Annotated in this window: 19 protein-coding genes, 1 tRNA gene and 1 riboswitch; of the genes, 6 read left to right on the forward strand and 14 right to left on the reverse strand. The window is 67.8% G+C overall.

Translation table 11 applies throughout. The annotated features are described in order from the left end of the window. Positions 1 to 21: 21 nt before the first annotated feature. From ACVCMG_RS02920 to ACVCMG_RS02950, 7 genes are all read right to left on the reverse strand, one after another. Positions 22 to 471 carry a cytochrome C gene (locus ACVCMG_RS02920; RefSeq protein ID WP_395118230.1) on the reverse strand — a complete coding sequence of 150 codons (450 nt, stop codon included), beginning with the start codon at positions 469 to 471 and terminating at the stop codon, positions 22 to 24. 14 nt (positions 472 to 485) lie between these two features. Further along, positions 486 to 638 carry a hypothetical protein gene (locus ACVCMG_RS02925; RefSeq protein WP_447114836.1) on the reverse strand — a complete coding sequence of 51 codons (153 nt, stop codon included), beginning with the start codon at positions 636 to 638 and terminating at the stop codon, positions 486 to 488. Positions 639 to 648: 10 nt separating this feature from the next. Beyond that, positions 649 to 1,638, reverse strand: a complete 990-nt coding sequence (locus tag ACVCMG_RS02930) for a cbb3-type cytochrome c oxidase subunit II (RefSeq protein WP_447100459.1) — start codon at positions 1,636 to 1,638, stop codon at positions 649 to 651. Continuing rightward, entirely contained in the window at positions 1,635 to 3,056 is a 1,422-nt protein-coding gene (locus tag ACVCMG_RS02935) for a cbb3-type cytochrome c oxidase subunit I (RefSeq protein WP_395118224.1), read from the reverse strand. Before ACVCMG_RS02935 ends, ACVCMG_RS02930 begins: the two co-directional genes overlap by 4 nt. 91 nt (positions 3,057 to 3,147) lie before the next feature. Next, a complete protein-coding gene (locus tag ACVCMG_RS02940; RefSeq protein WP_447114837.1) occupies positions 3,148 to 6,558 on the reverse strand; it encodes a PAS-domain containing protein in 3,411 nt (1,136 codons plus the stop codon). Positions 6,559 to 6,736: 178 nt separating this feature from the next. After that, entirely contained in the window at positions 6,737 to 7,759 is a 1,023-nt protein-coding gene (locus ACVCMG_RS02945) for an extracellular catalytic domain type 2 short-chain-length polyhydroxyalkanoate depolymerase (RefSeq protein ID WP_395118220.1), read from the reverse strand. A 132-nt stretch (positions 7,760 to 7,891) separates the two neighbouring features. After that, positions 7,892 to 10,120 carry a TonB-dependent receptor gene (locus ACVCMG_RS02950; RefSeq protein WP_447114838.1) on the reverse strand — a complete coding sequence of 743 codons (2,229 nt, stop codon included), beginning with the start codon at positions 10,118 to 10,120 and terminating at the stop codon, positions 7,892 to 7,894. A 173-nt stretch (positions 10,121 to 10,293) separates the two neighbouring features. Between ACVCMG_RS02950 and ACVCMG_RS02955 the strand changes: the two genes are divergently transcribed. After that, positions 10,294 to 11,691, forward strand: a complete 1,398-nt coding sequence (locus tag ACVCMG_RS02955) for a GntP family permease (protein WP_395118216.1) — start codon at positions 10,294 to 10,296, stop codon at positions 11,689 to 11,691. A 221-nt stretch (positions 11,692 to 11,912) separates the two neighbouring features. Continuing rightward, positions 11,913 to 13,739 (forward strand): translational GTPase TypA, encoded by a 1,827-nt coding sequence (typA, locus tag ACVCMG_RS02960; protein ID WP_395118214.1) that lies wholly within the window; start codon positions 11,913 to 11,915, stop codon positions 13,737 to 13,739. A 191-nt stretch (positions 13,740 to 13,930) separates the two neighbouring features. Here the strand turns inward: typA and ACVCMG_RS02965 are convergent, their stop codons facing one another. Together ACVCMG_RS02965 and ACVCMG_RS02970 are read right to left on the reverse strand one after the other, a co-directional pair. Further along, entirely contained in the window at positions 13,931 to 14,827 is an 897-nt protein-coding gene (locus ACVCMG_RS02965; RefSeq protein WP_395118212.1) for a DnaJ C-terminal domain-containing protein, read from the reverse strand. A gap of 106 nt (positions 14,828 to 14,933) precedes the next feature. Next, positions 14,934 to 15,386 carry an Hsp20/alpha crystallin family protein gene (locus ACVCMG_RS02970; protein WP_395118210.1) on the reverse strand — a complete coding sequence of 151 codons (453 nt, stop codon included), beginning with the start codon at positions 15,384 to 15,386 and terminating at the stop codon, positions 14,934 to 14,936. Between the two features lie 132 nt (positions 15,387 to 15,518). Between ACVCMG_RS02970 and ACVCMG_RS02975 the strand changes: the two genes are divergently transcribed. Both ACVCMG_RS02975 and rnt read left to right on the forward strand, forming a co-directional pair. Further along, positions 15,519 to 16,025: a redoxin family protein gene (locus ACVCMG_RS02975; RefSeq protein ID WP_447114839.1), complete on the forward strand. Its 507-nt coding sequence runs from the start codon at positions 15,519 to 15,521 to the stop codon at positions 16,023 to 16,025. A 12-nt stretch (positions 16,026 to 16,037) separates the two neighbouring features. Continuing rightward, positions 16,038 to 16,727 carry a ribonuclease T gene (gene rnt, locus ACVCMG_RS02980; RefSeq protein WP_395118206.1) on the forward strand — a complete coding sequence of 230 codons (690 nt, stop codon included), beginning with the start codon at positions 16,038 to 16,040 and terminating at the stop codon, positions 16,725 to 16,727. A 45-nt stretch (positions 16,728 to 16,772) separates the two neighbouring features. Here rnt and ACVCMG_RS02985 read toward each other — a convergent pair whose 3' ends face one another. From ACVCMG_RS02985 to rnr, 3 genes are read right to left on the reverse strand one after another with little or no spacing between them, the layout of a single operon-like run. After that, positions 16,773 to 17,054 (reverse strand): CBU_0592 family membrane protein, encoded by a 282-nt coding sequence (locus ACVCMG_RS02985; protein ID WP_447114840.1) that lies wholly within the window; start codon positions 17,052 to 17,054, stop codon positions 16,773 to 16,775. Continuing rightward, positions 17,051 to 17,797, reverse strand: a complete 747-nt coding sequence (rlmB, locus tag ACVCMG_RS02990; protein ID WP_395118202.1) for a 23S rRNA (guanosine(2251)-2'-O)-methyltransferase RlmB — start codon at positions 17,795 to 17,797, stop codon at positions 17,051 to 17,053. Before rlmB ends, ACVCMG_RS02985 begins: the two co-directional genes overlap by 4 nt. Next, a complete protein-coding gene (gene rnr / locus ACVCMG_RS02995) occupies positions 17,794 to 20,367 on the reverse strand; it encodes a ribonuclease R (protein WP_447114841.1) in 2,574 nt (857 codons plus the stop codon). The genes rlmB and rnr overlap by 4 nt, the downstream gene beginning before the upstream one ends. A gap of 260 nt (positions 20,368 to 20,627) precedes the next feature. Here rnr and ACVCMG_RS03000 point away from each other — a divergent pair. Further along, positions 20,628 to 20,714, forward strand: a tRNA-Leu gene (locus ACVCMG_RS03000). A 126-nt stretch (positions 20,715 to 20,840) separates the two neighbouring features. Here ACVCMG_RS03000 and ACVCMG_RS03005 read toward each other — a convergent pair. Then, positions 20,841 to 21,248: a VOC family protein gene (locus tag ACVCMG_RS03005; RefSeq protein WP_447114842.1), complete on the reverse strand. Its 408-nt coding sequence runs from the start codon at positions 21,246 to 21,248 to the stop codon at positions 20,841 to 20,843. A gap of 190 nt (positions 21,249 to 21,438) precedes the next feature. Then, a riboswitch (glycine riboswitch) is annotated at positions 21,439 to 21,536 on the forward strand. Between the two features lie 38 nt (positions 21,537 to 21,574). Here ACVCMG_RS03005 and gcvP point away from each other — a divergent pair. Continuing rightward, positions 21,575 to 24,442 carry an aminomethyl-transferring glycine dehydrogenase gene (gcvP, locus tag ACVCMG_RS03010; RefSeq protein ID WP_447114843.1) on the forward strand — a complete coding sequence of 956 codons (2,868 nt, stop codon included), beginning with the start codon at positions 21,575 to 21,577 and terminating at the stop codon, positions 24,440 to 24,442. Positions 24,443 to 24,457: 15 nt separating this feature from the next. Here the strand turns inward: gcvP and ACVCMG_RS03015 are convergent, their stop codons facing one another. Continuing rightward, a complete protein-coding gene (locus ACVCMG_RS03015; protein WP_447114844.1) occupies positions 24,458 to 25,354 on the reverse strand; it encodes a hypothetical protein in 897 nt (298 codons plus the stop codon). Positions 25,355 to 25,579: the final 225 nt, after the last annotated feature.

Here is a 25,579-nt window from a genome sequence, read left to right on the forward strand (position 1 = left end):
GGCCACGCGCGGCGGCAGCGATCAACCGTGCGACGGTGCGGCCGGCTGCATGTAGGTCGGCGTGTTCGCATAGGGCGCGGGCACCTCCCACATGCGCGCGGCGTAGAACACCGCCCAGGCCACCACGAACAGGCTCAGCACCCACACCCACACCGGGATCGACGAACGCGCCTCGGCGCGGCGCGGATCAAACGGATCGTCCGTGCTGAACGCATCCACGTGCAGCTGCAACTCGCCGCGCCGGGTCGAGCCCGGACGCAGGCCGGAGACCAGGATGCCGGGACCGTTCTGCACGACGAACGGGATCTCCTCGATGCCTTCGGCACCGCCCTGGTCCTCGGCACAGACGATCAGACGATGCGGACCGTCGCTCAGCTGGCGCGTATCCAGCGTCAGCGAGGTGGGCAACTCGCGATCGATCACCGGCTTCGGGTTGTCGTCGATGTAGATGCGCACGTGCGGCTTGGCCATCGCGGATACCTCCCTCACCGATCCGGCCGCAGGATGTCGTTCTTGCGGTGGCGCGGATCCTTCTCGCCGGGCCGGAAGATCATCCAGAACATCGCGACGAAACAGCCGATCGTGATGGCACCGGCGATCCCGATGATCGCGATGTTGCCCCACAGCGGCCCGGTCATGTGATGCATGTCATTGCCCCTTCGCGCGCACGACAGCGACCTCGGCCGGCGTGACCGGCTTGGCGTGGTTGCCCCACGAGCTGCGCTCGTAGTTGACGATGTCGGCAATGTCCGCGTCGCTCAGCTGGCCGGCGAACGGCGGCATGGCGCTGTCGTATTTCACGCCGCCGATGATGACGCCGTGCGCGCCCTGCAACACCGTGTGGATGTGCAGGGTCGGGTCCTCATCGTCCACCGCGGCATTGCCCTTGAGCGGCGGAAAGGCGCCGGGGATGCCGGTGCCGGTGGCCTGGTGGCAGGCGGAACAATTGGCGGTGAACAACGCCTCGCCCTTGCTCGCCACGTACTGGTACGCACCGGCCGGAGCAGTCGCCGGCGCAGGTCCGGCCTTCGCCATCGGCGCCGCGTTCGTCGCGCCGCCCATGCTGCCGTTCATCGTGTAACCCGGGATCGGCGTCTGCTTCAGGGACAGCAGATAGGCAACCAGCGCCCTGGCCTGCGGCGTGGGGATCACCTTGCCCGTCGTCGGTGCAAAACCTTCCGGAATCGGCACCGCGGTCTCGCCGGGCGGCACCTTGTCCACCACGCGGAACAGGAACCTGAAGTTCGGCATGATCGACTCGGGCACCACGGCGCGCGGGTCGAACAGGTGGATGTACTGCCACACGTCGCTCGGCTTGCTGGCGCCCACGTTGGCGAGATCCGGGCCGGTGCGTTCGGAACCCAGCAACTCCGGCGTCTGGTAGGCGAAGTCGCCCGGCGCGGAAGGCCGGCCGAACACCTTGTCCTCGTCCAGCGGGCGTACCTGTTGCGTATGGCAATAGCTGCAGCCGTTGGCGACAAAAACCGTGCGGCCTTCCGCCTGCAACGCGGTCAGCGGTTCCACGCCCGGGCCCGCCGGTGTGCCGGACAAGTCGATCGCTGGCAGCACCGCCACCAGCAGCACGATGACGATGTAGATGCCCAGCGCCCCGCCGGCGATCAGCAGGAGCTTTTTCATGCCGTGACCTCCCCGGTGGCGTCGGCATCGAGCACCGGCGAGGCGGCATTGCCGGGCTGGCCCGAGGTCATGCGCCACACGTTCCACGCGAACACCAGGTGCGAGCCGAACATCAGCATCCCGCCCACGCCACGCCACACGTAGTACGGCTGCATGTCCACCACCGACTGGATGAACGGGAGGCCGTGCAGCCAATCCAGTCCCTGCACCGTGCCGCCGATCGACAGCGAGATCACGTAGATGAAGCTGCCTACCAGCGCCATCCAGAAATGCGCCGCCAGCCCGATGCGTCCCGCGGTCTTGCCGGTGGCCAGCGGCAGCAGCGCGTAGATGCCGCCCCACAGCGCGAACGTGACGAAGCCGTACATCGTCAGGTGCGAATGTCCGACCGTGAAGTTGGTGAAGTGCCAGATCGCCTGCATCGAGCGGAACGCCTCGACCGTGCCCTGGGTCGAGCCGAACAGATAACCGATCACCCCCACGAAGATGAACATCAGCGGGTAGGAATGGATCATGTCGCGATAGCGCCCGCGCATGGTCAGCAGGTAGTTCGCGCTGCCGCCCCACACCGGCACCAGCATCGCCACGCTGAACACGATCGCGGTGGTCTGCAGCCACCACGGCAGCGGACTGAACAGGAAATGGTGCGCACCGAGCAGCGGATAGAACAGCAGGTTGGTCCAGAACGCGAACACGCCAAGCGCGTAGGAATAGATCGGTCGGCTCAGGATCTTGGGTATCGCGTAGTAGAACGTGCCCAGTGCCAGAGGCGTGAACCACATGCCGACCGCGTTGTGCATGTAGAAACCGGAGATGGCCACCTGGCCCAGGCCATGCTGGTACCACGGCAGCACGCCCACGGTGGCGATCACGCACGTCCACAACACGCCGGCGATGGTGTACCAGTTGGAAAGATAGATGTCCTCGCTGCTGCGCCTGAGCACGGTGCCGATGAGGTTCCATCCCGTCACCAGCAAGGCGGCCAGGAAGATCAGCCGGATCGGCCACGGCCATTCGCGATATTCCAGATCGCCGTCGTTGCAGCCAAGGTCCAGCGCAATCGTGCCGGCGATCGCGGCGAGGTTGAACAACGCCAGTCCGAGCCACGCCAGCCGGGTGCTGTACAGGCGCGTGCCGCAGCTGCGCGCGGCGATGTAATACGCCACGCCGACCAGGCCGATGCTGGCCCAGCCGTAGAACGTCGCGTTGGTATGGATCGGCCGCAGGCGACCGAAAGTCAGGTATTTGGCCGCCCAGAAGTCCGGTGCGCCGAACTTGAACGCCAGCAGCAGACCGACTGCCGTGGCAATCACCAGCCAGATCGTGGCGGTGGTGACGTACGCCGTGAATACCGCCGTCAACGCACGGTCGTCTTCCGCCTGTCCGATCGCGCGGGGTGCCGCTGCGCTTGCCTGCATCGTTCCATTCCGTCGAATCCGGTATGGCGCCCACCCGGGCGTCGAGCCCCATGACCATAGGCCTCGATCTCCGGTGCGGCATTGATCCAGATCAGGTCTCGCCGGCAGTGGCGCCGCAAGAATCGCCCGGCTGCGACGCGGTGGGCGAAGGCGCCGTGCCCGCGCTGACGACGCGGGTACGCGCAACTTGTTGCGCCGCATGTACACCGCGCGCACCGAGGCGCAACAGCGTCTGCCGCAGTGCCAGCGGCTTGAGCGGCTTGTACAGCACGCCCGCGCCGGCATCGAGCAGTTGCTGGCGCAGTTCGCCGTCGCGGTCCGCGGTGAGCATCACCGTGGGCACGTCAGGGTGGCCTGCCGCGAGTTGTCGCCAGACATCCAGGCCGTTCTGGCCGCCATCCAGATGGAAGTCCAGGATGTTGACGTCCGGCCGCCACGGCACCGCCAACGCCTGCGCCGCGTTGCGCGCGGCGTGCACCTGCCAGCCCCAGCTGGCCAGCAGCGTGGTCAGCGCCGCCAGCGCCGCCGGTTCGTTGTCCAGCACCAGCGCGCGGCCCGCCGGCAGCGGCTGCATGGTGTCGGGAGAGGGCGCGCGGTGCGGCGCGGGCGGTGCCAGCGGCACCTCGAGATGGAACACGCTGCCGTGCCCCGGCGACGAGCGCAGCCCGAGCGGATGGCCGAGCAGGTCCGCCATGCGCTGCGCGATCGACAGGCCCAGTCCCAAGCCCTGCCCTCCGGCCGTACTGCCGCGACGGAACTCCTGGAAGATCAGTTGCTGCTCCTCCGGCGCAATGCCGCCACCGGTATCCCACACCTCCAGCCGCAGCATGGCGCCGCGCCGGCGCGCGCCGAGCAGCACGCGGCCGTGGCCGGCATGGCGCAGCGCGTTGGACAGGAAGTTCTGCAGCACCCGCCGCAACAGCTGCGGATCGGACTGCACCCATGCCCGCGTACTCACCACGCGCAACCGGACATCGCGATCGGCGGCCATCGCGCGAAACTCGGCGCCGAGCGGATCGAACACTTCGGCCAGCGCAAACGCGCGCAGCTGCGGATGCAGGCGGCCACCCTCCAGCCGCGCCACGTCGAGCAGCCCGGTCAGCAAGCCCTCGGTGGCGGCGAGCGCGCCGTTGAGGTGCTGCGCCGTGCGGCTGTCGCCACTGCGCTCGGTCAGCGCATGCGCGAACAACTGCGCCGCATGCAGCGGCTGCATCAGGTCATGGGTGACCGCGGTGAGGAAGCGGCCCTTCGCCTCGTTGGCCGCCTGCGCATCCGCCGAGGCCAGCGCCAGTGCACGGGTGCGCTCATCCACGCGCAGTTCCAGTGTCTCGTTGACGCGCTTGAGCGCCGCCTCGGCCTGGCGGAACGCGGTGACGTCGGTGAAGGTGGCCACGAAGCCGCCGCCGGGCATCGGATTGCCGCGGACCTCCACGATCCTGCCGTCGGGAAAACGACGCTCGGACAAATGCCGGGTGCCCGCGCGCATGTGCTCCAGCCGGCGCTGCACGCGTGTCTCGACCGCCCCGGGGCCGAGCATGCCGGCCTCGATGTTGTGGCGGGTCAGCTCGGCGACCGGGCGGCCCACCCGCAACATGCCCGGTGGATAGTTGAACAGGCGTGCATACGGCGAGTTCCACGCCACCAGACACAGCTCCGCGTCGACCACGCAGATGCCCTGGCTCATGTTCTCCAGCGCCGCGCCCAGCACGCGCTGATTGAAGCGCAAATCCTGCGCCGCCTCGCCCACGATCGCGACCACCGTATCGAGCTCGTCGCGGCCCTGCCGATGCGCCACTTCCAGCAGCAGGCGCGCCGAGGCGGCGCCGATCACCGCGGCCAGCTCGTGCTCCACCTGGTTGACCCGCGCGGTGCCGGACGAGCCGCTGGCTGGCGCACCGTCGAACAGATGCTCGACACGCTCCGGCGGCAGGAAGCGCGCCGCCAGCGCACGCAGTTCGGCGACGTCGACATGGCCGACGCTGACCGCCCGTCCGCCCTGCCCGTAGCGCGAGCCGGCAACGGCCAGCATCACCGCCGCGTTCGCCGCCAGGCTGACCACCACGGCGCGACCGAGGCGGTTCCAGTCGCCCAGGCCGAGCAGGTCGTCCGGCGCCAGCCAGTGCACGCCGAACGGTCCCTCGCGCAGCCACGGCAGTGACGCCGGCAGCAGCGCCGGCAACACCGCGTAGATCCACACCACGGTGCCGGCAGCCAGCCCGGCCATCACCGCGCGCGAGCCCAGTTGCGGCCGGTACATCGCCGCAAGCACGGCCGGCGTCAGTCCGGCCAGCGCCGAGAACGAGATCGCGCCGATGTCGGCCAGGGCCTCGTTGCGCGCCAGCAGGCGGCTGTATGCCCACGCCAGCAGGATCACCACCACGATCGCCACGCGCCGGTAATTGAGCAATGCCCCGCGCAAGTCGACGCGCTCGCCGCGCCCCCAACCCGAACGCACGCGCAGCGGCGCGATGAAATGGTTGACCACCATCAGGCTCAGCGTCAGCGTGGCGATCACCACCATGCTGGTCGCCGCGCTCAGACCGCCGAGAAACGCGACCAGCGCCAGCCCCCGCTCGCCCTGTGCCAGCGGCAGGGCCAGCACGTACATGTCCGACGACACCCCGCTGGGCCCGAGCAGCGCATCACCCAGCCGCGCCAGCGGCAGGATCGGCAGCGAGATCAGCAGCAGGTACAACGGAAACAGCCAGCGCGCGGTGCGCAGGTTGCCGTCGCTGCGGCACTCCACGATGCCGGCGTAGAACTGGTGCGGCATGGTGAACATCGCCAACGCGCCGAGCAGGATCAGCACCGGGAAGCCGCCGCTGTCCGGCGGCCCTGGCACATGCGCGGGCAAATCCGCCGGCAGCGCGGCAAACAACAGGCTGCCCAGCGCCAGCATTGCGCCAAGCTTGAACAGCGACTCGAACGCCATCGCCAGCACCAGCCCGCGATTGTGCGCCATGGTCGAGGCGCGCCGCGTACCGAACAGCATCGCGAACAGCGCCATCAGCAAGGCCACGTACAACGCGCTGTCCTGCCACGGCTCGGATTCGGCCAGTTGCCCCTGGCTGAGGATGCCGTAGCTCATCGCCACCGCCTTGAGCTGCAGCGCGATGTACGGCACGATGCCGATCACCACCACCGCGGTGACCAGCGCCGCCAACCCCGAATGCCGGCCCAGCCGCACCGCGATCAGGTCGGCCAGCGAACCGGCGTTGTACTCGCGCACCAGCTGCACCATCCGGCCGAGGAATTTCAGCGCGAACAGGTACATCACGATCGCCCCCACGAACGTCGGCGGCAGCCACCAACCGGAGCGGCTGGCCTGGGTGACGGTGCCGTAGAACGTCCACGAGGTGCAGTGGATCGCCAGCGACAGCGCATACACGATCGCCCATCGCTTCTCGAAAATGTGCGGCCGCCGCTCGCCCAGCAACGCCACCCCGAACAGCAGGCCCAGCCAGCACAGCGCCGCGATCGCGATGACGCTGGAGCTCAGCATGGCGTCTGTGCCCTTGCTTGCGGGGGCGACCCCGGCCGCGATGCGTTAGTCCCGATGTGCCATGTCTTCAAAACGAACAGCTTTCGTACGCCGGTATCTGCAGGAGCGGACGGGAACAAGAGCATCGCGCGCGAGCGCGCTCCCACAACACTGCCGAAGCCGTCCGCATGGGGGGCCATCAATGACCGGCAGGCAAGCCCAGCGCGCGCGCCGCGTTCACCAGCCAGCGCAACTGCACGCCCTGGCGTGTGTCGTAGTCGGCTCCCGAATAACCCCACCAGTCCCAGCATGCCTGCGGATTCAAGGGCGCGAAACTTGCGCGTGTCTGAGGATATAGCACGGCCACGTCGTAGACGTCCGCCCAGCGATTGAAGCCGGCGTCCTCGACGAAGGCCTTGCCCACGGCGGCAGCGTTCTGCTTGCAGCCGTGGAAGGCCACCATCAGGCCGCAGGGTTTGCCGGCGAGGCAGGCGGCGGGCAGGTAGACGTAGCCGGTGTCGGCCAGGAAGGCGTCGGCGTCACCGGGACGCAGGGCGTCCTGGTCGAAGCTGCGCAGTTCGCCGTGTGCTTCGCCCGCCGCGTGGGCCGGCTTGCCGAACATCTGCGCAAAGATCTCGCCGGCGGCATCGAAACCGCAGTGGCCCAGGTAGGGCGACACCGACTTGTCGCAGTCGTCGCCGCGGCCGGCCACCGGCAGGTTGTGTGCGAACGCGCGATCGCCATCGTCGCGCACCCGCATGCCCGCGAGAGCGGGGGTTCCGTCGCGCAACTGCTCGTAGAAACGGGCGCCGGCCTCGGCCACGGCCGGCGCCACCAGGGCGTCGTCCCTGCCGTGCAGCAGGTAGACGCGGGCACGCGCGAGATCCTTCAGGGAGCCGATCTCGCCGGCGGCCGAACGCCGGCGAGCCTTGGCCACCAGCGCACCGACATCCGGTGCGGGCGCGCCCTTCATGCAACTGCCGAGCGCCGCACCGAGCTGGCCGCCGGCGCAGCCGTAGGGACCACCGGCGACCAGGGCCGCGTTCGGGAACAGTTCCGGATACGCCAGCTGCACCTGGCTGGCCATGTACGCGCCGGACGAAAGGCCGACCACGGCGGTGCGCGCCGGAACGATCTTCAACCGGGGCAATGGCGGGGTGTCGCCCGCCCGCGCGACGGTGGCGAGCAGCAGCAAGGTCACGAAGCCGAGGGTCTTGCGCATGCGTGTTCTCCGTTTGGCCAGCCGATGCCTGGCGGCGAGCGTGGTCCCGACGCCGACCGGATGCGCCGGCGCATGAAAAAAACCCCGCGGAAGCACGCCGGCACTTCCGCGGGATGGGGAGGAACCGTGTCGTCAGAACTTGTACTTCGCGCTCAGCGTGACCATCCGCGGGGCGCCGTAAAAGCCCGTGTAGATGCCCAGCGCACCAATGTTGTAGCCGGTGGTGCGGTAGGACTTGTTGGCCAGGTTGGTGCCTTGCAGGCTGAGCGACCAGGGCTGGTTGACCTGCCAGATGACGCCGGCGTTCCACAGGCCGTAGGCGGACTGCGCGATCAGCGGCGACAACGTGGTCTCCGGATACACCATGGTCTGGTAGGTGTAGTTGATCCGCGCCGAGAGGTTGCCGCCGTTGGCCAGCGGCGTGCTGTTTTCCAGCGAGAGGCCGCCGGACCACTCCGGCGCGTTGGTGAACTTCTGCTGGTCGGCGACGTTGACGCCGCCAGTCATGTACTTGGTGTACCTGGTATGCAGGTAGGCGAAGTTGCCGCTGAAGGTCCAGTTCTCCGACGGCTTCCAGGCGAATTCCTCCTCCAGGCCATCGATGTGGCCCTTGCCGGCGTTGGTGAAGTCACCGAAGAAACCCTGGCTGCCGTTGGCCTGCGTGTAGGAGCTGAACACCGACAGCTGGATGTCCGAGTAGACGTTGCGGAACATCGCCGTGTTCATCATCAGCGCGCCGTCGAAGAAACTCATCTTGCTGCCCAGCTCGAACGACTGCACCTTCTCGTCGTCGATCGGGCGGCATGAAGCAGGCACCGCCACGCAGTTGGCGCGGATGTTGTAGCCACCGGAGTGGAAGCCCTCCGAGTAGCTGGCGTAGAGCTTGACCTGGTCGCTGACGCTCCAGTCCAGCGAGACCTTGGGCGACACGTTGCTGCTGGCGTGCGAACCGCTGAAGTCGGCCAGCGTGGCGATCGGCGTGGTGAAGGTGTCGTCCGCGTAGCCGTAGTTCCGGATCAGTGCGGTCTTGGTCTCGTGGGTGTAGCGCAGACCGACGTCCAGGCTCCAGCTCGGACTGATGTCCCAGGTGAAGTCGCCGTAGCCGGCCCAGCTCTTGGTGCCCATGCGCCCGCCGGTGCCGCCGAATTGGGTCAGGCCCAGGGTGGAATACGGCGGCGAGCCGAGGAAGATGTTCTTGATCTGGCCGTCGGCATGACCGTCGAAGTAGTACAGGCCGAACACGCCGTGCACGGTGCCGCCGGCATCGTAGTTGGCCTGGAATTCCTGGGTGAACTGGTGGTCGGCGTAGACCGCGTTCACGTCGGCGATCTTCTCCGGCAGCGTGTCGAAGTCGATGTTGGTGTCGGTGTGGGAACCACGCACGGCGGTGACGGATTTCAGCGACCAATCCTGGCTGGCGATCCAGTTCATGGTCAGCGCGCTGCCGTAGAGCTTGGTGTGGTTGACCTGGGGGAAGCCGCTGCGGGTGTCGAAATCGCTGTCCAGCGGCTGGTAGGCCGGGTCGAGCTTGTTCGCCACGAGCATCTTGGCGCCGCGCGGGTTGGAGTTGTCGCGCACGCCGTCGACCGACAGCTGCACGTTGAACGTGCTGGACGGGAAGAAGCCGAGCGTGGCGCGCGCGGCGTTGGTGTTCTTGTTGCCGTTGCGGCTGCCGGTGAGGATGTTCTCGCCGAAGCCGTCGTTGTGGCTGCTGGCGTAGGCGATGCGGCCGCGCCACATCTCGTCGGCGCTGGCGCCGCCCAGGCTCGCCTTGACGTCCTTCTCGCCATGGGTGCCGCCGGTGACTTCCACCGAACCCTCGGCTTTCACCGGCAGCGGATTGGAGACGTACTTGATCGCGCCACCGATGGTGTTCTTGCCATACAGCGTGCCTTGCGGGCCGCGCAGCACCTCGATGCGGCTGACGTCGAACACGTCCAGCACCGCACCCTGCGGACGGGCCAGGTACACGTCGTCGAGATAGATGCCCACGCCCGGGTCGAAGCCCCAGGTCGGGTCGGCCTGGCCGACGCCGCGGATATAGGCGGTGAGCGTGGTGTTGGAGCCGCGCGCGGCATAAATCTGCAGCGAGGGGACCTTGCCCTGCAGGTCGGACAGGCTCTGCACGTTCTGCCGTTCCAGCGACTGCGCGGTAAAGGCGCTGACCGCGATCGGCACGTCCTGCAGGGTTTCTTCGCGCTTGCGTGCGGTGACCACCACGGTATCGAGCTGCTTGGCGTTCTTCGGCTTGGCGGTATCCGTGGCGACCGGGGCGTTGTCGGCTTGTTGCGCGTGAACCGGCAGGACATGGAACAGACCGGTGGCCAGTCCGATCGCCACACTCAAAGACGTGAGCTTCATGATTTCCCCTCGCAGTGAAGCCCACATCGACGATGAAGGCTGATGCGGGCAGATTAGGCAGCTGCCGGCGCAACGGCACTTGTACCTTCGTACAGTGCCCGATGCCGGAGCAGCCGCGGATACTCGTGCCTTCGCCGAGTCCCGACCACCGCCAAACTGGGGAGCCACTACGGATGGCATTTCTGATCGTGCTGGCTGCGCTGTGCTTCCTGATGTTCGCGGCCTACCGCGGCTACAGCGTGATCCTGTTCGCCCCGATCGCCGCGCTGGGCGCGGTGCTGCTGACCGAGCCGGCGCTGGTGGCGCCGATGTTCACCGGCCTGTTCATGGACAGGATGGTCGGCTTCCTCAAGCTGTATTTCCCGGTGTTCATGCTGGGCGCGGTGTTCGGCAAGCTGATCGAGCTGTCGGGGTTCTCCAAGTCGATCGTGGCGGCGACGATCGGCCTGGTCGGGCGCAGCCGGGCGATCCTGTCCATCGTGCTGGTGTGCGCGCTGCTGACCTACGGCGGCGTGTCGCTGTTCGTGGTGGTGTTCGCGGTCTACCCGTTCGCGGCGGAACTGTTCCGCGCCAGCGACATCCCCAAGCGGCTGATCCCCGGCACCATCGCGCTGGGCGCGTTCACCTTCACCATGGATTCGCTGCCCGGCACGCCGCAGATCCAGAACATCATCCCCACCGCGTTCTTCGGCACCGATACCTGGGCCGCGCCGTGGCTGGGCACGATCGGCGGCATCTTCATCCTGGTCGTGGGCCTGGGCTATCTCGACTGGCGCCGGCGCAAGGCCGCGGCAGCCGGCGAGGGCTACGGCAGCAACCTGGTCAACGAACCGGAGCCGTTCGACGCCACCCGCCTGCCGCATCCGCTGATCGCCCTGCTGCCGCTGGTGCTGGTCGGCGTATGCAACAAGCTGTTCACCGACTGGATTCCGCACCTCTACGGCGAGACGCAATCGTTCCTGCCCAGCGTGGTCGGCAGCGCCAGGCCGGTGGTGCAGGAGGTGTCCAAGGTCGCCGCGATCTGGGCGGTCGAGGGCGCCCTGCTGGCAGGCATTCTTTGCGTGCTGGTGTTCGCCTGGCGTGCAGTGATGGGGCGGCTGGCCGCAGGCACTCAGGCGGCGGTCGGCGGCGCCTTGCTGGCCTCGATGAACACCGCTTCGGAGTACGGCTTCGGCGCGGTGATCGCCGCCCTGCCCGGCTTCAAGCTGGTGGCCGACGCGCTGCACACCATTCCCAACCCGCTGGTCAACGAGGCGGTCACCGTCACCGCGCTGGCCGGCATCACCGGCTCGGCCTCTGGCGGCATGAGCATCGCGCTGGGCGCGATGGCGGAGACCTTCATCCACAACGCGAACGCCGCCGGCATCCCGATGGAGGTGCTGCACCGCGTGGCCGCGATGGCCTCCGGCGGCATGGACACCCTGCCCCACAACGGCGCGGTGATCACCCTGCTGGCGGTCACCGGGCTGACCCATCGCCAGTCCTACAAGGACATCTTCGCGATCACCGTGATCAAGACCCTGGCCGTGGCCGTGGTCATCACCGCGTACTACCTGCTGGGCGTGGTCTAGCGCACTCCGCCCGCGCCGCCCGCCGCTTGAACCCCGGGACGAAGCCCGCCTCGGGCGATGACCGACCCATGCCACCGGCCGTTCGCCGAGGCGGGTGGTGTCGCGTGCCTTGACCGGCTGTCGCACGGGTGCCCACACGCGGGCGCACAAACCCGTATAATCGACCGGTTAACCCTCAAATTACCCACGTGGTGGCTGCACGCGCCACCCGAGTCGATCCCATGTCCATAGAAAATCTGCGCAACATCGCCATCGTCGCCCACGTCGACCACGGCAAGACCACGCTGGTGGACTGCCTGCTCAAGCAGTCCGGCACGCTGAACGAGCGCACCGTGCTGGCCGAGCGTGTGATGGATTCGAACGACCAGGAAAAGGAACGCGGCATCACCATCCTGGCCAAGAACACCGCCATCACGTGGCGGGGCAACCGCATCAATATTGTCGACACGCCCGGACACGCCGACTTCGGCGGCGAGGTCGAGCGCGTGCTGTCGATGGTCGACTCGGTGCTGATCCTGGTCGACGCGATGGACGGCCCGATGCCGCAGACCCGCTTCGTGACGCAGAAGGCGTTCGCGATGGGCTTCAAGCCGATCGTGGTGATCAACAAGGTCGACCGCCCCGGTGCGCGCCCGGAGTGGGTCGTCGAGCAGGTATGGGATCTGTTTGACCGCCTCGGCGCCACGCCCGAGCAGATGGAGTTCCCGATCGTCTACGCCTCGGCGCTGAACGGCTATGCCGGCCTGGACGAGAACGTGCGCGAGGGCGACATGACCCCGCTGTACGAGGCGATCATGCAGCACGTCAGCAAGCCGGACGTGGATCCGGACGGCGCGTTCCAGATGCGCATCAGCCAGCTCGACTACAACAACTTCGTCGGCGTGATCGGCATCGGCCGCATCCAGCGCGGCACCCTGAAGAAGAACATGCCGGTGGCGGTGATCGATCGCCACGGCAAGAAGCGCCAGGGCAAGGTACTGCAGGTGCTCGGCTTCCTGGGCCTGGAGCGGATCGAGCAGGAAACCGCCGAGGCCGGCGACATCGTGGCCATCTCGGGCATCGCCGACCTGACCATCTCCGACACCATCTGCGCGCTGGACACGCCCGAAGCGCTGCCCGCGCTGACCGTGGACGAACCGACGATCTCGATGACCTTCCAGGTCAACAATTCGCCGTTCGCCGGCAACAAGGATCTCTCCGGCGGCAAGTTCCTCACCAGCCGCCAGCTCAAGGACCGGCTGGAGCGCGAGCAGGTGCACAACGTGGCCCTGAAGGTGGAGCAGGGTTCGGACGCCGACAAGTTCCTGGTCTCCGGCCGCGGCGAGCTGCACCTGTCGGTGCTGATCGAGAACATGCGCCGCGAAGGCTACGAACTGGCCGTGTCGCGCCCGGAAGTCATCATCAAGGAGATCGACGGCCAGAAGATGGAGCCGATCGAGCAGTTGGTGGTCGACGTGGAGGAAATCCACCAGGGCGGCGTGATGGAGAAGCTGGGCATGCGCAAGGGCCAGCTGAAGAACATGGAATCCGACGGCAAGGGCCGCGTGCGGCTGGATTACGAAATCCCGGCGCGCGGCCTGATCGGCTTCCAGAACCAGTTCAAGACCCTGACCCAGGGCTCGGGCCTGCTGTTCCACGTGTTCGACCACTACGGCCCGAAGGAAGAAGGCCAGATCGCCAAGCGCCAGAACGGCGTGATGATCGCCAATGCCGGCGGCACCACCCCCGCCTATTCGCTCGGGCCGCTGCAGGATCGCGGCAAGCTGTTCGCCGCCGAGGGCGACAACGTGTATGAAGGCCAGCTGGTCGGCATCCACGCCAAGGACAACGACCTCACCGTCAACGTGATCAAGCCCAAGCCGCTGACCAACATGCGCGCCTCGGGCAAGGACGACGCGATCCAGCTCACCCCCGCGATCAAGTTCACCCTGGAACAGGCACTGGACTTCATCGACGACGACGAGCTGGTCGAGGTCACCCCGAAGGAAATCCGCCTGCGCAAGAAGCACCTCACCGAGATCGACCGCAAGCGCGCCTCGCGCAGCTGATCCGATCGCGCCGCGATACGGCGATGGCGGGCTTTGCCCGCCCCGTGGTCCGCGCTGCTCTGCAGGAGCGCACGTTGTGCGCGATGCCCTTCGTCACGTGACGGAAGGCGTCGTGCGCAGGGCGGGCAAAGCCCGCCATCGGCGTTCGAGAGATGGCCGGGGGCGGTGCCCGCCCCTACAACCCGGGACCTTCAAACTCGCGGATCGTAGTTCGCGAAGCTCTTGCGCAACGCCTCGTAGGCCTTGCGCTGCGCGTCGCTGTCGGCCGCCGGCGTGCGGATGGACAATTCCACCAATTGGTCGCCGGGGTTGCTGCCCGGCATGCCGCGCCCCTTCAGCCTCAGCTTGCGGCCTGACTGCGAGCCGGCGGGGATGCGCAGGTCCACGGTGCCCGCCAGCGTCGGCACCGGTACGGTCGCGCCCAGCGCGGCTTCCCACGGCGCGATCGGCAGCACGTGGACGACATTGCGACCGTCGAGGCGAAAGCGCGGGTCGTCGCGGATGATCACTTCCAGCAGCAGGTCGCCCTTGGGTCCACCGCCCATGCCCGACTGACCCTGGCCCGAGAGACGGATCACCTGGCCGCTCTGGATGCCGGCGGGGATCTTCACCTCGAGCACGCGCTCGCCGCCGGACGAATCGTGCATGGCCAACCGCGTAGGGCCGCCGTCGAAGGCGGTCTGCAGGTCGATCTGCACCGAGGCCTGCACGTCCTGCCCACGCCGCGGCCGCGGCTGGCCGCGATGGCCGCCATGCGCAGCGCCGCGACCGAACAGGCTTTCGAAGAAATCGCTGAAATCACCGGCGTCGCCACCGAAGCCCTGTTGCTCCTGCCAGCCCGGCGGCGGGCGGAACTGCTCGCCCTGGCGATAACCGCCGGCGCGCAACTGGTCGTAGGAGCGCCGCTTCTCGGCGTCCTTCAACACCTCGTTGGCTTCGTTGACCGCCTTGAACTTCTCCTCGGCGCCCGCGTCCTTGTTCTTGTCCGGGTGGTACTTGCGCGCCAACTTGCGATACGCCGCCTTGATGTCGGCCTCGCTGGCGTCAGGCTTGACGCCGAGGATCTCGTAATAATCTTTGAATTCCACACCCGCTCCTTTTCGTCGGTACCGCAGCCTGAAAGGCTGCGCCCCGCCGCGGAGCATTATCCACGACGGGGCGGGTCTTCATACCGCGTTGCGTGTGCAGCGCAGGTCAGTTGCCGGTGTCGATCGCGATGCGACGCGGCGTGGTTTCGGGCTTCTTCGGAATCGCGATCTCCAGCACGCCGAAACGGCCATGCGCGCTGATGTTCTCCGCGTCGGCGCTCTCCGGCAGCGAGAAGCGGCGATGGAAGGTGCCGTAGACGCGCTCCTGCCGGGTCAGCCTGCCGCCGTCCTTTTCGTTGTCGACGGTGCGTTCGCCCTTGATGGTGAGGATGCTCTTGTCCATGCTCACCTCGATCGTGGACGGGTCCACGCCGGGCACGTCGACCAGGATCATGAAGCGCTTGTCTTCCTCGCGGATGTCCACCCGCGGCGCCCACTGGCTGGTTTCCACGGTGGACTGGTCATTGTCGCCGGCGCCGAAAAAGCGGCTCATGACCTGGCGGAAATCGTCCGGCGTACCGAACTCGCGGTTCCACACGGATTGACGGCTCACGTTCATTTCAGTGCCTCCTCTGACGGGTTTGCGGCGTGATCGCCGCCTGCCCCGGAAATAGGTGCTCGCCGCGGCGATTCAAGGCACCCGACCGCCAAAACCACTAGCATGCAAGCGTTGTTCACCATTGAGCGATCCATGACCATCCAACCCGGGGACACCCTGCCCGACGTCGCGATCAAGATGATCGACGGCGACATCCGGCCCGTGCACACAGGCGCGCTGTTCGGCGGACGCAAGGCCGTGCTGTTCGGCGTGCCTGGCGCGTTCACGCCGACCTGCTCGAACCATCACCTGCCCGGCTACGTGGCGGCGTTCGCCGAGTTCCAGGCGCGCGGCATCGCGGTGATGTGCCTCGCGGTCAACGACGCCTACGTGATGCAGGCGTGGGCCACCGAGCAGCACGTGCCACGCGGGCTGCTGATGCTGGCCGACGGCAACGCCAGCTTCACCCGCGCGCTGGGCCTGGAACTGGACGGCAGCGATTTCGGCATGGGCATCCGCGCGCGCCGGTTCGCGCTGTATGCCGAGGATGGCGTGGTGCGGCAATTGCAGCTGGAAGCGCCGGGCGAACTGCGCGTGTCCACCGCCGAGGCGATGCTCGCGGCGATCGGCCAGGCGCCGGGTGCACCGCACGGCGGCTGATATGCTGCGCCGATGGATATCGTCAACAACCCTGCCGTGGCCCGCATGGCCGAGCGTTTCCGTGGTTTCCTGCCGGTCGTGGTCGACGTGGAGACGGGCGGCTTCGATGCCGAACACGATGCGCTGCTGGAAATCGCCGCGATACCGCTGCGCATCGACGAGGCCGGCTTCCTGAGCACCAAGGAGCTGGTCACCACCCACGTGGAGCCGTTCCCCGGCGCCAACCTCGATCCCCGTTCGCTGGAGATCACCGGGATCGATCCGGACAATCCATTGCGCGGCGCCCTGCCCGAACGCCAGGCGCTGGACCACGTTTTCCAGGTGGTGCGCGAGGCGGTGCGCGAGGCAGGTTGCCAGCGGGCGATCCTGGTCGGCCACAACGCCGCCTTCGACCTGGGCTTTCTCAACCAGGCGGTGCGCCGCTGCGGGTACAAGCGCAATCCGTTCCATCCGTTCAGCTGTTTCGACACGGTCAGCCTGGCCGGCCTGGCCTATGGCCAGACCGTGCTGAGCAAGGCGGTGCTGGCGGCGGGCTTGACCTTCGACAGCCGCGAGGCGCATTCGGCCGTCTACGACGCCGAGCGCACCGCCGAGCTGTTCTGCAGCATCGTCAACCGCTGGCGGCAACTGGAGCTGGTGGAACGGGCGAGCCTCGACCTCGGCGCGTCCGCTGCGCAAGGTGGCGACGTCCCGATCGCCTGACGGGCCACCCGCGGAACCGGCGGCACGCGGATTCAGGCAGCCAACCTATGGCGCGTGGCCAGCCGGCGGCGGCATCGCGCGACGACGACGCCAGTTGTTCACCACGCCATAGACGCCGATGGCGATCCAGGCGGCCTCCAGCAGGAAGGCGGACAGGTTGAAGCTGCCGAATACCAGCGACAACAGCACACCGAGCGCGCCGAAAATGTTCATCGTCTGGTAGATCAGCCCGTTGCCATGCAGGCGATGCCCCTGCAGCAGCAGAAAGGCCAGCAACACCAGCGCCACGCCGAGATAGCCGGCCCAGTCGTACCAGAAGAAAGTCATCGCTTCGCTCCGCGCTGGCGCAACGCCTCGAACAAGGCCACGCCAGTGGCGACGGAGACGTTGAGGCTTTCCATCGAACCGGGCATGGGGATCTTCGCCACGAAATCGCACAGTTCGCGGGTGAGCCGGCGGATGCCCTCGCCTTCGCTGCCCAGCACCAGCGCCACCGGTCCCTTGAAGTCGATACCGTAGATCGTGGTCTCGGTGTCGCCCGCCAGGCCGGTGATCCACACGCCGGCATCCTTCAGCTCGCGCAGCGTACGCGCCAGGTTGGTAACCGCGATCAGCGGTACCCGGTCGGCGCCGCCGGCCGAGGCGCGGCGCACCACCGGCGTGAGGCCGACCGCGCGATCCTTCGGCACGATCACCGCGGTGACTTTCGCCGCGGCGGCGCTGCGCAGGCAGGCGCCGAGGTTGTGCGGATCGGTGACACCGTCCAGCACCAGCACCAGGGTATCGCTGCCGTCGCGTTCGAGCAGGCCGGCAAGGTCGCTTTCGTGCGCGGCCGGCGCCGCCTCGTAACGCGCCGCCACGCCCTGGTGGCGCGCTTCGCCCGCGTGCTTGTCCAGCTCCTCGCGCGGACGGTGGCGTACCGCGATGCCCAGCTTCTTTGCGCGCTCGGCCAGCTCCAGCACGCGGGCGTTGCGCTGGCCGTTCTCCACCAGCAGCTCACGCACGCGCTCGACATCGTTGCTCAATGCGCCCTCGACGGGATTGATGCCGACGATCCAGCTCTCACTCATGGCTTGCCTTTCGGTTTCGGTTTGCGGCCGCCGTGCTTCTTCGGCGCCGGCGGGACGGCAGCCGGGGCCGGCGCGCGCCTGGCGGAACCGTCCTTGCGCGGGCGACGATCCGACGACGGTTCGACCCTGCGGCCCTGATGCTGGCCGCCGGCATGCTGGCGCCCTGCCGGCGACTGTGCACGCGGCGGCGGATTATCGCTCGCCGCCACCTTGCGCGGGGCCGGCGCCGGTGTGGCAACCTCGGCCTCCTTGCGGCCGAATGCGCGGCCGATCGCCTTGGCGGCGCGACCGAACATGCCCGGTGCCTTGGTCGTGGCGGCCGCCTTCTTCGGCAGCGAATAGCGCTCGCCCGCGGCGGCATAGTCATACGCCTTGCCGCTGCCGGTCGGGGCCGGGGCCGGGGCCGACGTGCGCGGCGAGACCAGGCGGAAGTCGATCTTGCGATCCTCCAGGCTGGCGCGCAGCACCTGGATGCGCACGTGGTCGCCGAGGCGGAACTGCGCGCCGGTGCGCTCACCCTTGAGCAGCTTGCGCACCGCGTCGAAGTGGTAGTAGTCGTTCACCAGCTGGCTGATGTGCACCAGGCCGGAAACCTTCGATTCGTCCAGCTCCACAAACAGGCCGAACGAGGTGACCCCGGTGACCACGCCGTCGAACTCGCTACCGATGTGCTTCTCCATCCACGCGCACTTGAAGCGCTCGTCCACGTCGCGCTCGGCCTCCTCGGCACGACGCTCGCGCTGCGAGCAATGCACGGCCATCGCCGCCACCTCGGCGGGCGTGTAGGTGTAGTCGCTGGGCTTGCCGCCGGTCAGCGCGTATCGGATCGCGCGATGCACCAGCAGGTCGGGATAACGACGGATCGGCGAGGTGAAGTGCGCGTACGCCTGCAGCGACAGGCCGAAGTGGCCGCGGTTGTCGGGCTGGTAGGCGGCCATGCTCTGCGAGCGCAGCAGCACGCTCTGGATCAGTTCGCGCTCGGGGCGATCGCGCACCAGTGCGAGGATCTCGGAGAAGTCGGCCGGGGTCACCTCCTCCACCGGCGGCATGCGCAGCTTGAACTCGCGCAGGAACTGCTGCAGGTCCTCGTATTTCTCCGCCGGCGGCGGCTCGTGTGCGCGGAACAGCGCGGGGATTTTCCTCTTCTCCAGGAACAGCGCGGCCTGAACATTGGCCGCGATCATGCACTCCTCGATCAGCTTGTGCGCGTCGTTGCGTTCGGTGGCACCCATCGACTCCACGCCGCCGGTCTGGTCGAGACGGAACTTCACCTCCGGCGTCTCGAAGTCGATCGCGCCGCGGCGCTTGCGCTGCGCCGCCATCGCCTTGTACAGCGCGTGCAGGTTCTCAAGCTGCGGCAGCACGTCGGCGACCTCGTGGCGTGCGTCCTTCTCGCGCAGGCCGACCGCTTGCCACACCTTGTCGTAGGTCAGCCGCGCATGCGAGCGCATCACCGCGTCGTAGAACTTCGAACGGGCGACGTTGCCCTCGGCGTCGACGGTCATGTCGCAGACCATGCACAGCCGCTCGACCTTCGGGTTCAATGAGCAGATGCCGTTGGAAAGCGTCTCCGGCAGCATCGGCACGACGAAGCCGGGGAAATAGGTGGACGTGCTGCGCTCGTATGCCTCGCGATCCAGCGCGTTGCCTGCCTGCACGTAGTGCGACACGTCGGCGATCGCCACGATCAGCCGCCAGCCACCACCACGCCTCGGCTCGGCATACACCGCATCGTCGAAGTCGCGGGCATCGGCGCCGTCGATGGTGACCAGCGGCAGCTTGCGGATGTCGGTACGGCCTTCCCGCTCGGCAGCGGTCACCTCCGCTTCCACCTGCGCCGCATCACGCAACACTTCGGCCGGCCATTCGTGCGGCAGGTCGTGGCTGGCGATCGCCATCTCCACCACCAGCGAGGGCTGCAGGCGATTGCCCAGCACCGCGCGGATCTCGCCCAGCGGACCGCGGTAAGGCGTCGGCGGGTCGGTGATCTCCACCACCACGATCTGGCCGGACTCGGCGCTCTGCTCCTGGCCCGGCTTGATGATCACGTCCTGGTTCAGGCGGCGATCGTCGGGCGTGACCAGGGTGACGCCGTCCTCGATCAACACGCGGCCGACCAGGCGCGGCGAGCGACGTTCCAGCACTTCGGCGATCGCACCCTGCTTGCGGCCGCGACGGTCGATGCCGACCACGCTGGCCAGCACGCGATCACCATGCAGCACCGTACGCATCTGCTGCGGCGACAGGTACAGGTCTTCGCCGCCCTCGTCGGGGCGCAGGAACCCGTAGCCCTCGGCGTTGGCCAGCACGCGGCCGGCGATCAGGTCGAGCTTGCGCGTCGGCGCGTAGCCGCCGCGCCGGCCCAGCAGCAACTGGGCATCGCGCACCATCGCCGCGAGCCGCTTGCGCAGTGCCTCGAGGTCGACTTCATCGTGAATCTGCAGCGCGTCGGCGATGCGCGCTTCGGTCAGCAGTTCGCCGCGCTCTTCCAGCAGGGCGAGGATCGCCTCGCGGCTGGGGATGGGGCGCGCATAGCGCTGTGCCTCGCGATTGGCATGCGGGTCGCGCACGGCGCCGGTGGCAGCCTTGCCGCGCTTGTCCGGCGCGGATGGCCCGCGCGACGAGCGACTGCCGGTTTTCTTCGGGGGGCGCGCATCCGGGGAACGGCCGGACGTGGGGGGAGTTTTTCTGGTCACTAAGTATCCTTGTGGTGTCACGCGGCGCAGAGAATGACACGGCGCGTGCGATGAGGGTGAAAAAGAGTTGACAAGCCAGCGGTCGATGCCTACATTACGCGGCTCACGCAGCTCGCTGAGCGGTGTGGCACCTTGCCCAGGTGGCGGAATTGGTAGACGCACTAGCTTCAGGTGCTAGCGGGGGCAACTCCGTGGAGGTTCGAGTCCTCTTCTGGGCACCAATTGTAAACGAAGGCCGCCTTTCAAGGCGGCCTTCGTCTTTTCCGGGCCTGCATTGAAGTCGGGAAGGCCGCCTTCCGGCCCACACCGCTCACCCTGAGCGTGCGGGGAGCGCAGTTCTTCGCGCTTCAAGCGATTGCCGGCCCCTTCAGCTCGATCATGTTGCCCTGCGGGTCGTAAAGGTAGATCGACGGGCCCTCGCCGCGTGCGCCATAGCGCGAACCCGACTCGCCGATACGCACGCCGTGCGCGCGCAGATGGGCCAGGATCGCCGCCTCGTCATAATCCTCCACGCGCAGGCACAGGTGATCCATGTTGTGGCCCTGCGCCGCGGGTGCAGCGCCGCCAAGACGGCCGAGCTTGCCGTCGATAGCCACCAGGTCGATCAGCGAGGCGCCGGCACGCAGTTGCACCAGGCCGATCTCGTCCTGGCGCCGCTCCTCGCGGCAACCCAGTACGTCGCAATAGAAGCGCTGCATGGCCACCGGGTCGATGGCGCGCAACACCACGTGGTCGATCTCGCCGATGCGGAGCATGCGGGTTCCTCCACTGGACGGGGCGCCAAGCATAGTGCCGGTTCCACCTGAACCGCGCCCGCCGCACACGTGCCCGACCTGTATAATCGTCGGGGTAAAACGCATGGTGGGAGAAGCCGCGCGCTCCCGACCGGAGCACCGGCTGCCGAAGACGCAACGCCCGTAATCGCTCAGGCCCCACACCACCACGCGTCAACACTCTGGAGAGAGCGGTTGAATCCGCCGCCGAAGGGGCACGAAACGCCGCCGCGTTTCCAAACTCTCAGGCAAAAGGACAGAGGGGCGCCCCACGTGCGGCACGGCACGTTGTCTGCGGATGCCCTTTCATGACCTCGAAGAACCCGACCTCCCTGCGCGACCTCGAACACCACGGCGCGTTCATCGAACGCCACATCGGTCCGGACGACGCCGAGATCGCACAGATGCTGCGCGTGATCGGCCACGATTCGCTGGAGTCGATGACCGACGCCATCGTTCCCGGCTCGATCAAGTCCGCCGCCCCGCTGGCCTTGCCCGAAGCGATCACCGAGGAGGCCGCGCTGACCAGGATCCGCGCGATCGCCGGCAAGAACCAGGTGTTCCGCAGCTTCATCGGCCAGGGCTATTACGGCACGCTGACGCCGAACGTCATCCTGCGCAACATCCTGGAGAACCCGGCCTGGTACACCGCGTACACGCCGTACCAGGCGGAGATCTCGCAGGGTCGCATGGAGGCGCTGATCAACTTCCAGACGATGTGCGCCGACCTCACCGGGATGGAGATCGCCAACGCCTCGCTGCTGGACGAGGCCACCGCCGCGGCCGAGGCGATGACCCTGGCCAAGCGCTCGTGCAAGTCGAAGTCGAACGTGTTCTTCGTGTCCAGCGGCGTGCACCCGCAGACGCTGCAAGTGGTGCGCACGCGCGCCGAACCGCTGGGCATCGAACTGGTGGTCGGCGCCGATGGCGACGCGGCCGGCACCGATGCGTTCGGCGTGCTGCTGCAGTACCCGGACACCTTCGGCAGCATCAACGATTACCAGGCGATCGCCGACGCCGTGCACGCGCGCGGCGGCGTGGTCGCGGTCGCCACCGACCTGCTCGCGCTGACCCTGATCGCCGCGCCCGGCGAATGGGGCGCGGACATCGTGGTGGGCAACTCGCAGCGCTTCGGCGTGCCGTTCGGCTTCGGCGGCCCGCACGCCGCGTTCATGGCCTGCCGCGACGCGTACAAGCGCTCGATGCCGGGCCGCCTGATCGGCGTGTCGATCGACACCGAGGGCAAGGCGGCCTACCGCCTCACCCTGCAGACGCGCGAGCAGCACATCCGCCGCGAGAAGGCCACCTCCAACATCTGCACCGCGCAGGTGCTGCTGGCGGTGATGGCCAGCATGTACGCGGTCTACCACGGCCCCGCCGGGCTCACCCGCATTGCGCGCCGCACGCATCGCCTGGCCGCGATCCTGACCGTCGCGCTGCGTCGGGCCGGCGTGAAGGTGGGCGGCGATTTCTTCGATACGCTGCACATCACCGGCATCGACGCCGCCGCTGTCCATGCCAAGGCCCGCGCTGCAGGCATCAACCTGCGCGAGCTGGACGCCAGCAGCCTCGGCATCAGCCTTGACGAGACCACCACCCGCACCGACGTCGTCGCACTGGCGGGCCTGTTCGGTGCCGCGATCGACATCGACGCGCTCGATGCCGAAGTCCACGACGCGCTGCCACGCACGCTGCTGCGCAAGAGCGACTTCCTCACCCACCCGGTGTTCAACACGCACCACAGCGAGCACGAGTTGCTGCGCTACATGCGCGCGCTGGCCGACAAGGACCTGGCGATGGATCGCACGATGATCCCGCTGGGCTCGTGCACCATGAAGCTCAACGCCACCGCCGAGATGATCCCGGTCACCTGGCCGGAATTCGCCAACATCCATCCGCTGGCGCCGGCCGCCCAGGCGCAGGGCTACAAGGAACTGATCGACGGCCTGGAAGCGATGCTGGTCGAATGCACCGGCTACGACGCGGTGAGCCTGCAGCCGAACTCCGGCGCGCAGGGCGAGTACGCCGGCCTGCTGGCGATCCGCGCCTACCACCGCTCGCGCGGCGACGCGCATCGCGACATCTGCCTGATCCCCGAATCCGCCCACGGCACCAACCCGGCCTCCGCGCACCTGTGCGGCATGAGCGTGGTGGTGACCAAGTGCGACGCCAACGGCAACGTCGACGTGGAGGACATCCGCCGCGCCGCCGAGCAGCATTCCGATCGCCTCGCCGCGCTGATGATCACCTACCCGTCCACCCACGGCGTGTTCGAGGAAGACATCGTCGCCATCTGCGACATCGTCCACGCGCACGGCGGCCAGGTGTACACCGACGGCGCCAACATGAACGCGCTGGTCGGCGTGGCCAAGCCCGGCAAGTGGGGCTCGGACGTCTCGCACCTGAACCTGCACAAGACCTTCTGCATCCCGCACGGTGGCGGCGGCCCGGGCGTCGGCCCGTGCGCGGTGAAGTCGCACCTCGCCCCGTTCCTGCCGAGGAAGTTCGGCGAGGAAAGCCCGGTCGGCATGGTTTCTGCGGCAAGCTTCGGCAGCGCCTCGATCCTGCCGATCAGCTGGATGTACATCGTCATGATGGGCCAGCAGGGCCTGCGCAAGGCAACGCAAGTGGCCCTGCTCAACGCCAACTACATCGCCAAGCGGCTCGAAGCGCACTACCCCACCCTGTACACCGGTCGCAACGGGCTGGTGGCGCACGAGTGCATCCTCGACCTGCGCCCGCTCAAGGACGCCACCGGCATCGGCGCCGAGGACGTGGCGAAGCGGCTGATCGACTTCGGCTTCCACGCGCCGACGCTGAGCTTCCCGGTGTCCGGCACCTTGATGGTGGAACCGACCGAGAGCGAATCGCAGGTCGAGCTGGACCGCTTCATCGACGCGATGATCCAGATCCGCGACGAGATCCGCGCGATCGAGGAAGGCAAGCTGGACCGCGAGGACAACCCGCTGAAGAACGCCCCGCACACCGCCACCATGGTCAGCGCCAGCGAGTGGACCCACGCCTACCCGCGCGAACTGGCCGCCTTCCCGCTGGCCAGCCTGAAGCTGCAGAAGTACTGGCCGCCGGTCGCCCGCGTCGACAACGTCTACGGCGACAAGCACATCATGTGTGCGTGCATCCCGGTGGATGCGTACAAGGAAGCTGCCGAGGCCTGAGCCCGAAGGGCAGGCTCAGCCGGTTGCAGCCCGCGGCATGCCCGCGGGCTGCGCGTTCCCGGCACGCGGACCGCCCCCGCTGGAGTGCGCGCGCGTCGACAACACCAGCGCGACCTGATGTTCGGCACGCATGCGGGCGGCCTTGGCGGCAAACCACGCCTTGGGCCCCGCCAGCAGCACCGCGCAGACTGCGTTGGCCCGGCAAAATGCGTCGATGCTCTGGCGCAGGTGGACCAGCAGACGTTCGTTGAACGCCTCGTTCAATGCCTCGACGCGGAACGGCGGCGCGACATGTTCATCGAGCATGCCGGCCAGCGACGTTGCCACCTGCAGCGCAAGCCGCCGGTTGTGGCGCGTCACCTCCGGCGCACCGGCCGGGGCCTGCCAGGCACCGTCGAGCGCGTCGACCAGCTCGTGGAACTCGCGGCGATTCAGCGGACGCTGCTGCACCGGCAGGCTGCGTCGGCGGATCAGCCATGCCTGATCCGCCGCAGGCAATGCATGCGAACGGTGGGTGGCGCGGTCCAGTGCCTCGCGCGGCGACAAGCCATCCGCGCCCAGCAGGCCGGCCAGCGCCTCACGCGTCAACGGTTGCGCCCGCGCGCTGCCATCCGGCGTGTACCAGCGGCGATATTCGAGCGTGGTGGGGGAAAACAGGTCGCGTGGCGGCTTGACCGTGGCGCGCGCTTCGTCCGCATCGTCCAGTGCCGGCGCAACCGCGCGCAACCCGGCCGTCTGGGCGGCGGCGATGCGGTCGAGCAGGATTTCGGCCTTGACCAGATGGCCGTGGTAAGTCGCATGCCGGTCGCAAGCCTCGCGCGCCGGCAGGAAAAGAAAACGAAGGCGGGACCCGGGGTTGCCGATCACCGATGGACCGAAATGGGCGAGGAAAACTGAACTGGACTTGCGCACAAACCGACCTGTTTGCCGGGGCTGATGCGAATGTCCTGCCGCGATGCCCCGGATCTGATGGACTGACCGCCCTCACCAGGCGGCCTCGCGCTCACGATGGCACACGTCGAAGGCACGAAATGTGGCACAGAGCTCATTCCGGGGTTGATCCCGTCGACACCCGATTACCGCGATTGGCGCAAAAACAGGCATCATGGGCGGCTCGCTTCTCGCGCAACCCGCGTG

It is taken from the genome of Rhodanobacter sp. UC4451_H18 (assembly GCF_052978225.1).

What these genes read in the sequence shown, in the direction of transcription:
- ACVCMG_RS02920 (WP_395118230.1), bottom strand. Translation starts at nt 471, where the DNA reads ATGGCCAAGCCGCACGTGCGCATCTACATCGACGACAACCCGAAGCCG.
- ACVCMG_RS02925 (WP_447114836.1), bottom strand. Translation starts at nt 638, where the DNA reads ATGACCGGGCCGCTGTGGGGCAACATCGCGATCATCGGGATCGCCGGT.
- ACVCMG_RS02930 (WP_447100459.1), bottom strand. Translation starts at nt 1,638, where the DNA reads ATGAAAAAGCTCCTGCTGATCGCCGGCGGGGCGCTGGGCATCTACATC.
- ACVCMG_RS02935 (WP_395118224.1), bottom strand. Translation starts at nt 3,056, where the DNA reads ATGCAGGCAAGCGCAGCGGCACCCCGCGCGATCGGACAGGCGGAAGAC.
- ACVCMG_RS02940 (WP_447114837.1), bottom strand. Translation starts at nt 6,558, where the DNA reads ATGCTGAGCTCCAGCGTCATCGCGATCGCGGCGCTGTGCTGGCTGGGC.
- ACVCMG_RS02945 (WP_395118220.1), bottom strand. Translation starts at nt 7,759, where the DNA reads ATGCGCAAGACCCTCGGCTTCGTGACCTTGCTGCTGCTCGCCACCGTC.
- ACVCMG_RS02950 (WP_447114838.1), bottom strand. Translation starts at nt 10,120, where the DNA reads ATGAAGCTCACGTCTTTGAGTGTGGCGATCGGACTGGCCACCGGTCTG.
- ACVCMG_RS02955 (WP_395118216.1), top strand. Translation starts at nt 10,294, where the DNA reads ATGGCATTTCTGATCGTGCTGGCTGCGCTGTGCTTCCTGATGTTCGCG.
- typA (WP_395118214.1), top strand. Translation starts at nt 11,913, where the DNA reads ATGTCCATAGAAAATCTGCGCAACATCGCCATCGTCGCCCACGTCGAC.
- ACVCMG_RS02970 (WP_395118210.1), bottom strand. Translation starts at nt 15,386, where the DNA reads ATGAACGTGAGCCGTCAATCCGTGTGGAACCGCGAGTTCGGTACGCCG.
- ACVCMG_RS02975 (WP_447114839.1), top strand. Translation starts at nt 15,519, where the DNA reads ATGACCATCCAACCCGGGGACACCCTGCCCGACGTCGCGATCAAGATG.
- rnt (WP_395118206.1), top strand. Translation starts at nt 16,038, where the DNA reads ATGGATATCGTCAACAACCCTGCCGTGGCCCGCATGGCCGAGCGTTTC.
- ACVCMG_RS02985 (WP_447114840.1), bottom strand. Translation starts at nt 17,054, where the DNA reads ATGACTTTCTTCTGGTACGACTGGGCCGGCTATCTCGGCGTGGCGCTG.
- rlmB (WP_395118202.1), bottom strand. Translation starts at nt 17,797, where the DNA reads ATGAGTGAGAGCTGGATCGTCGGCATCAATCCCGTCGAGGGCGCATTG.
- ACVCMG_RS03005 (WP_447114842.1), bottom strand. Translation starts at nt 21,248, where the DNA reads ATGCTCCGCATCGGCGAGATCGACCACGTGGTGTTGCGCGCCATCGAC.
- gcvP (WP_447114843.1), top strand. Translation starts at nt 21,575, where the DNA reads ATGACCTCGAAGAACCCGACCTCCCTGCGCGACCTCGAACACCACGGC.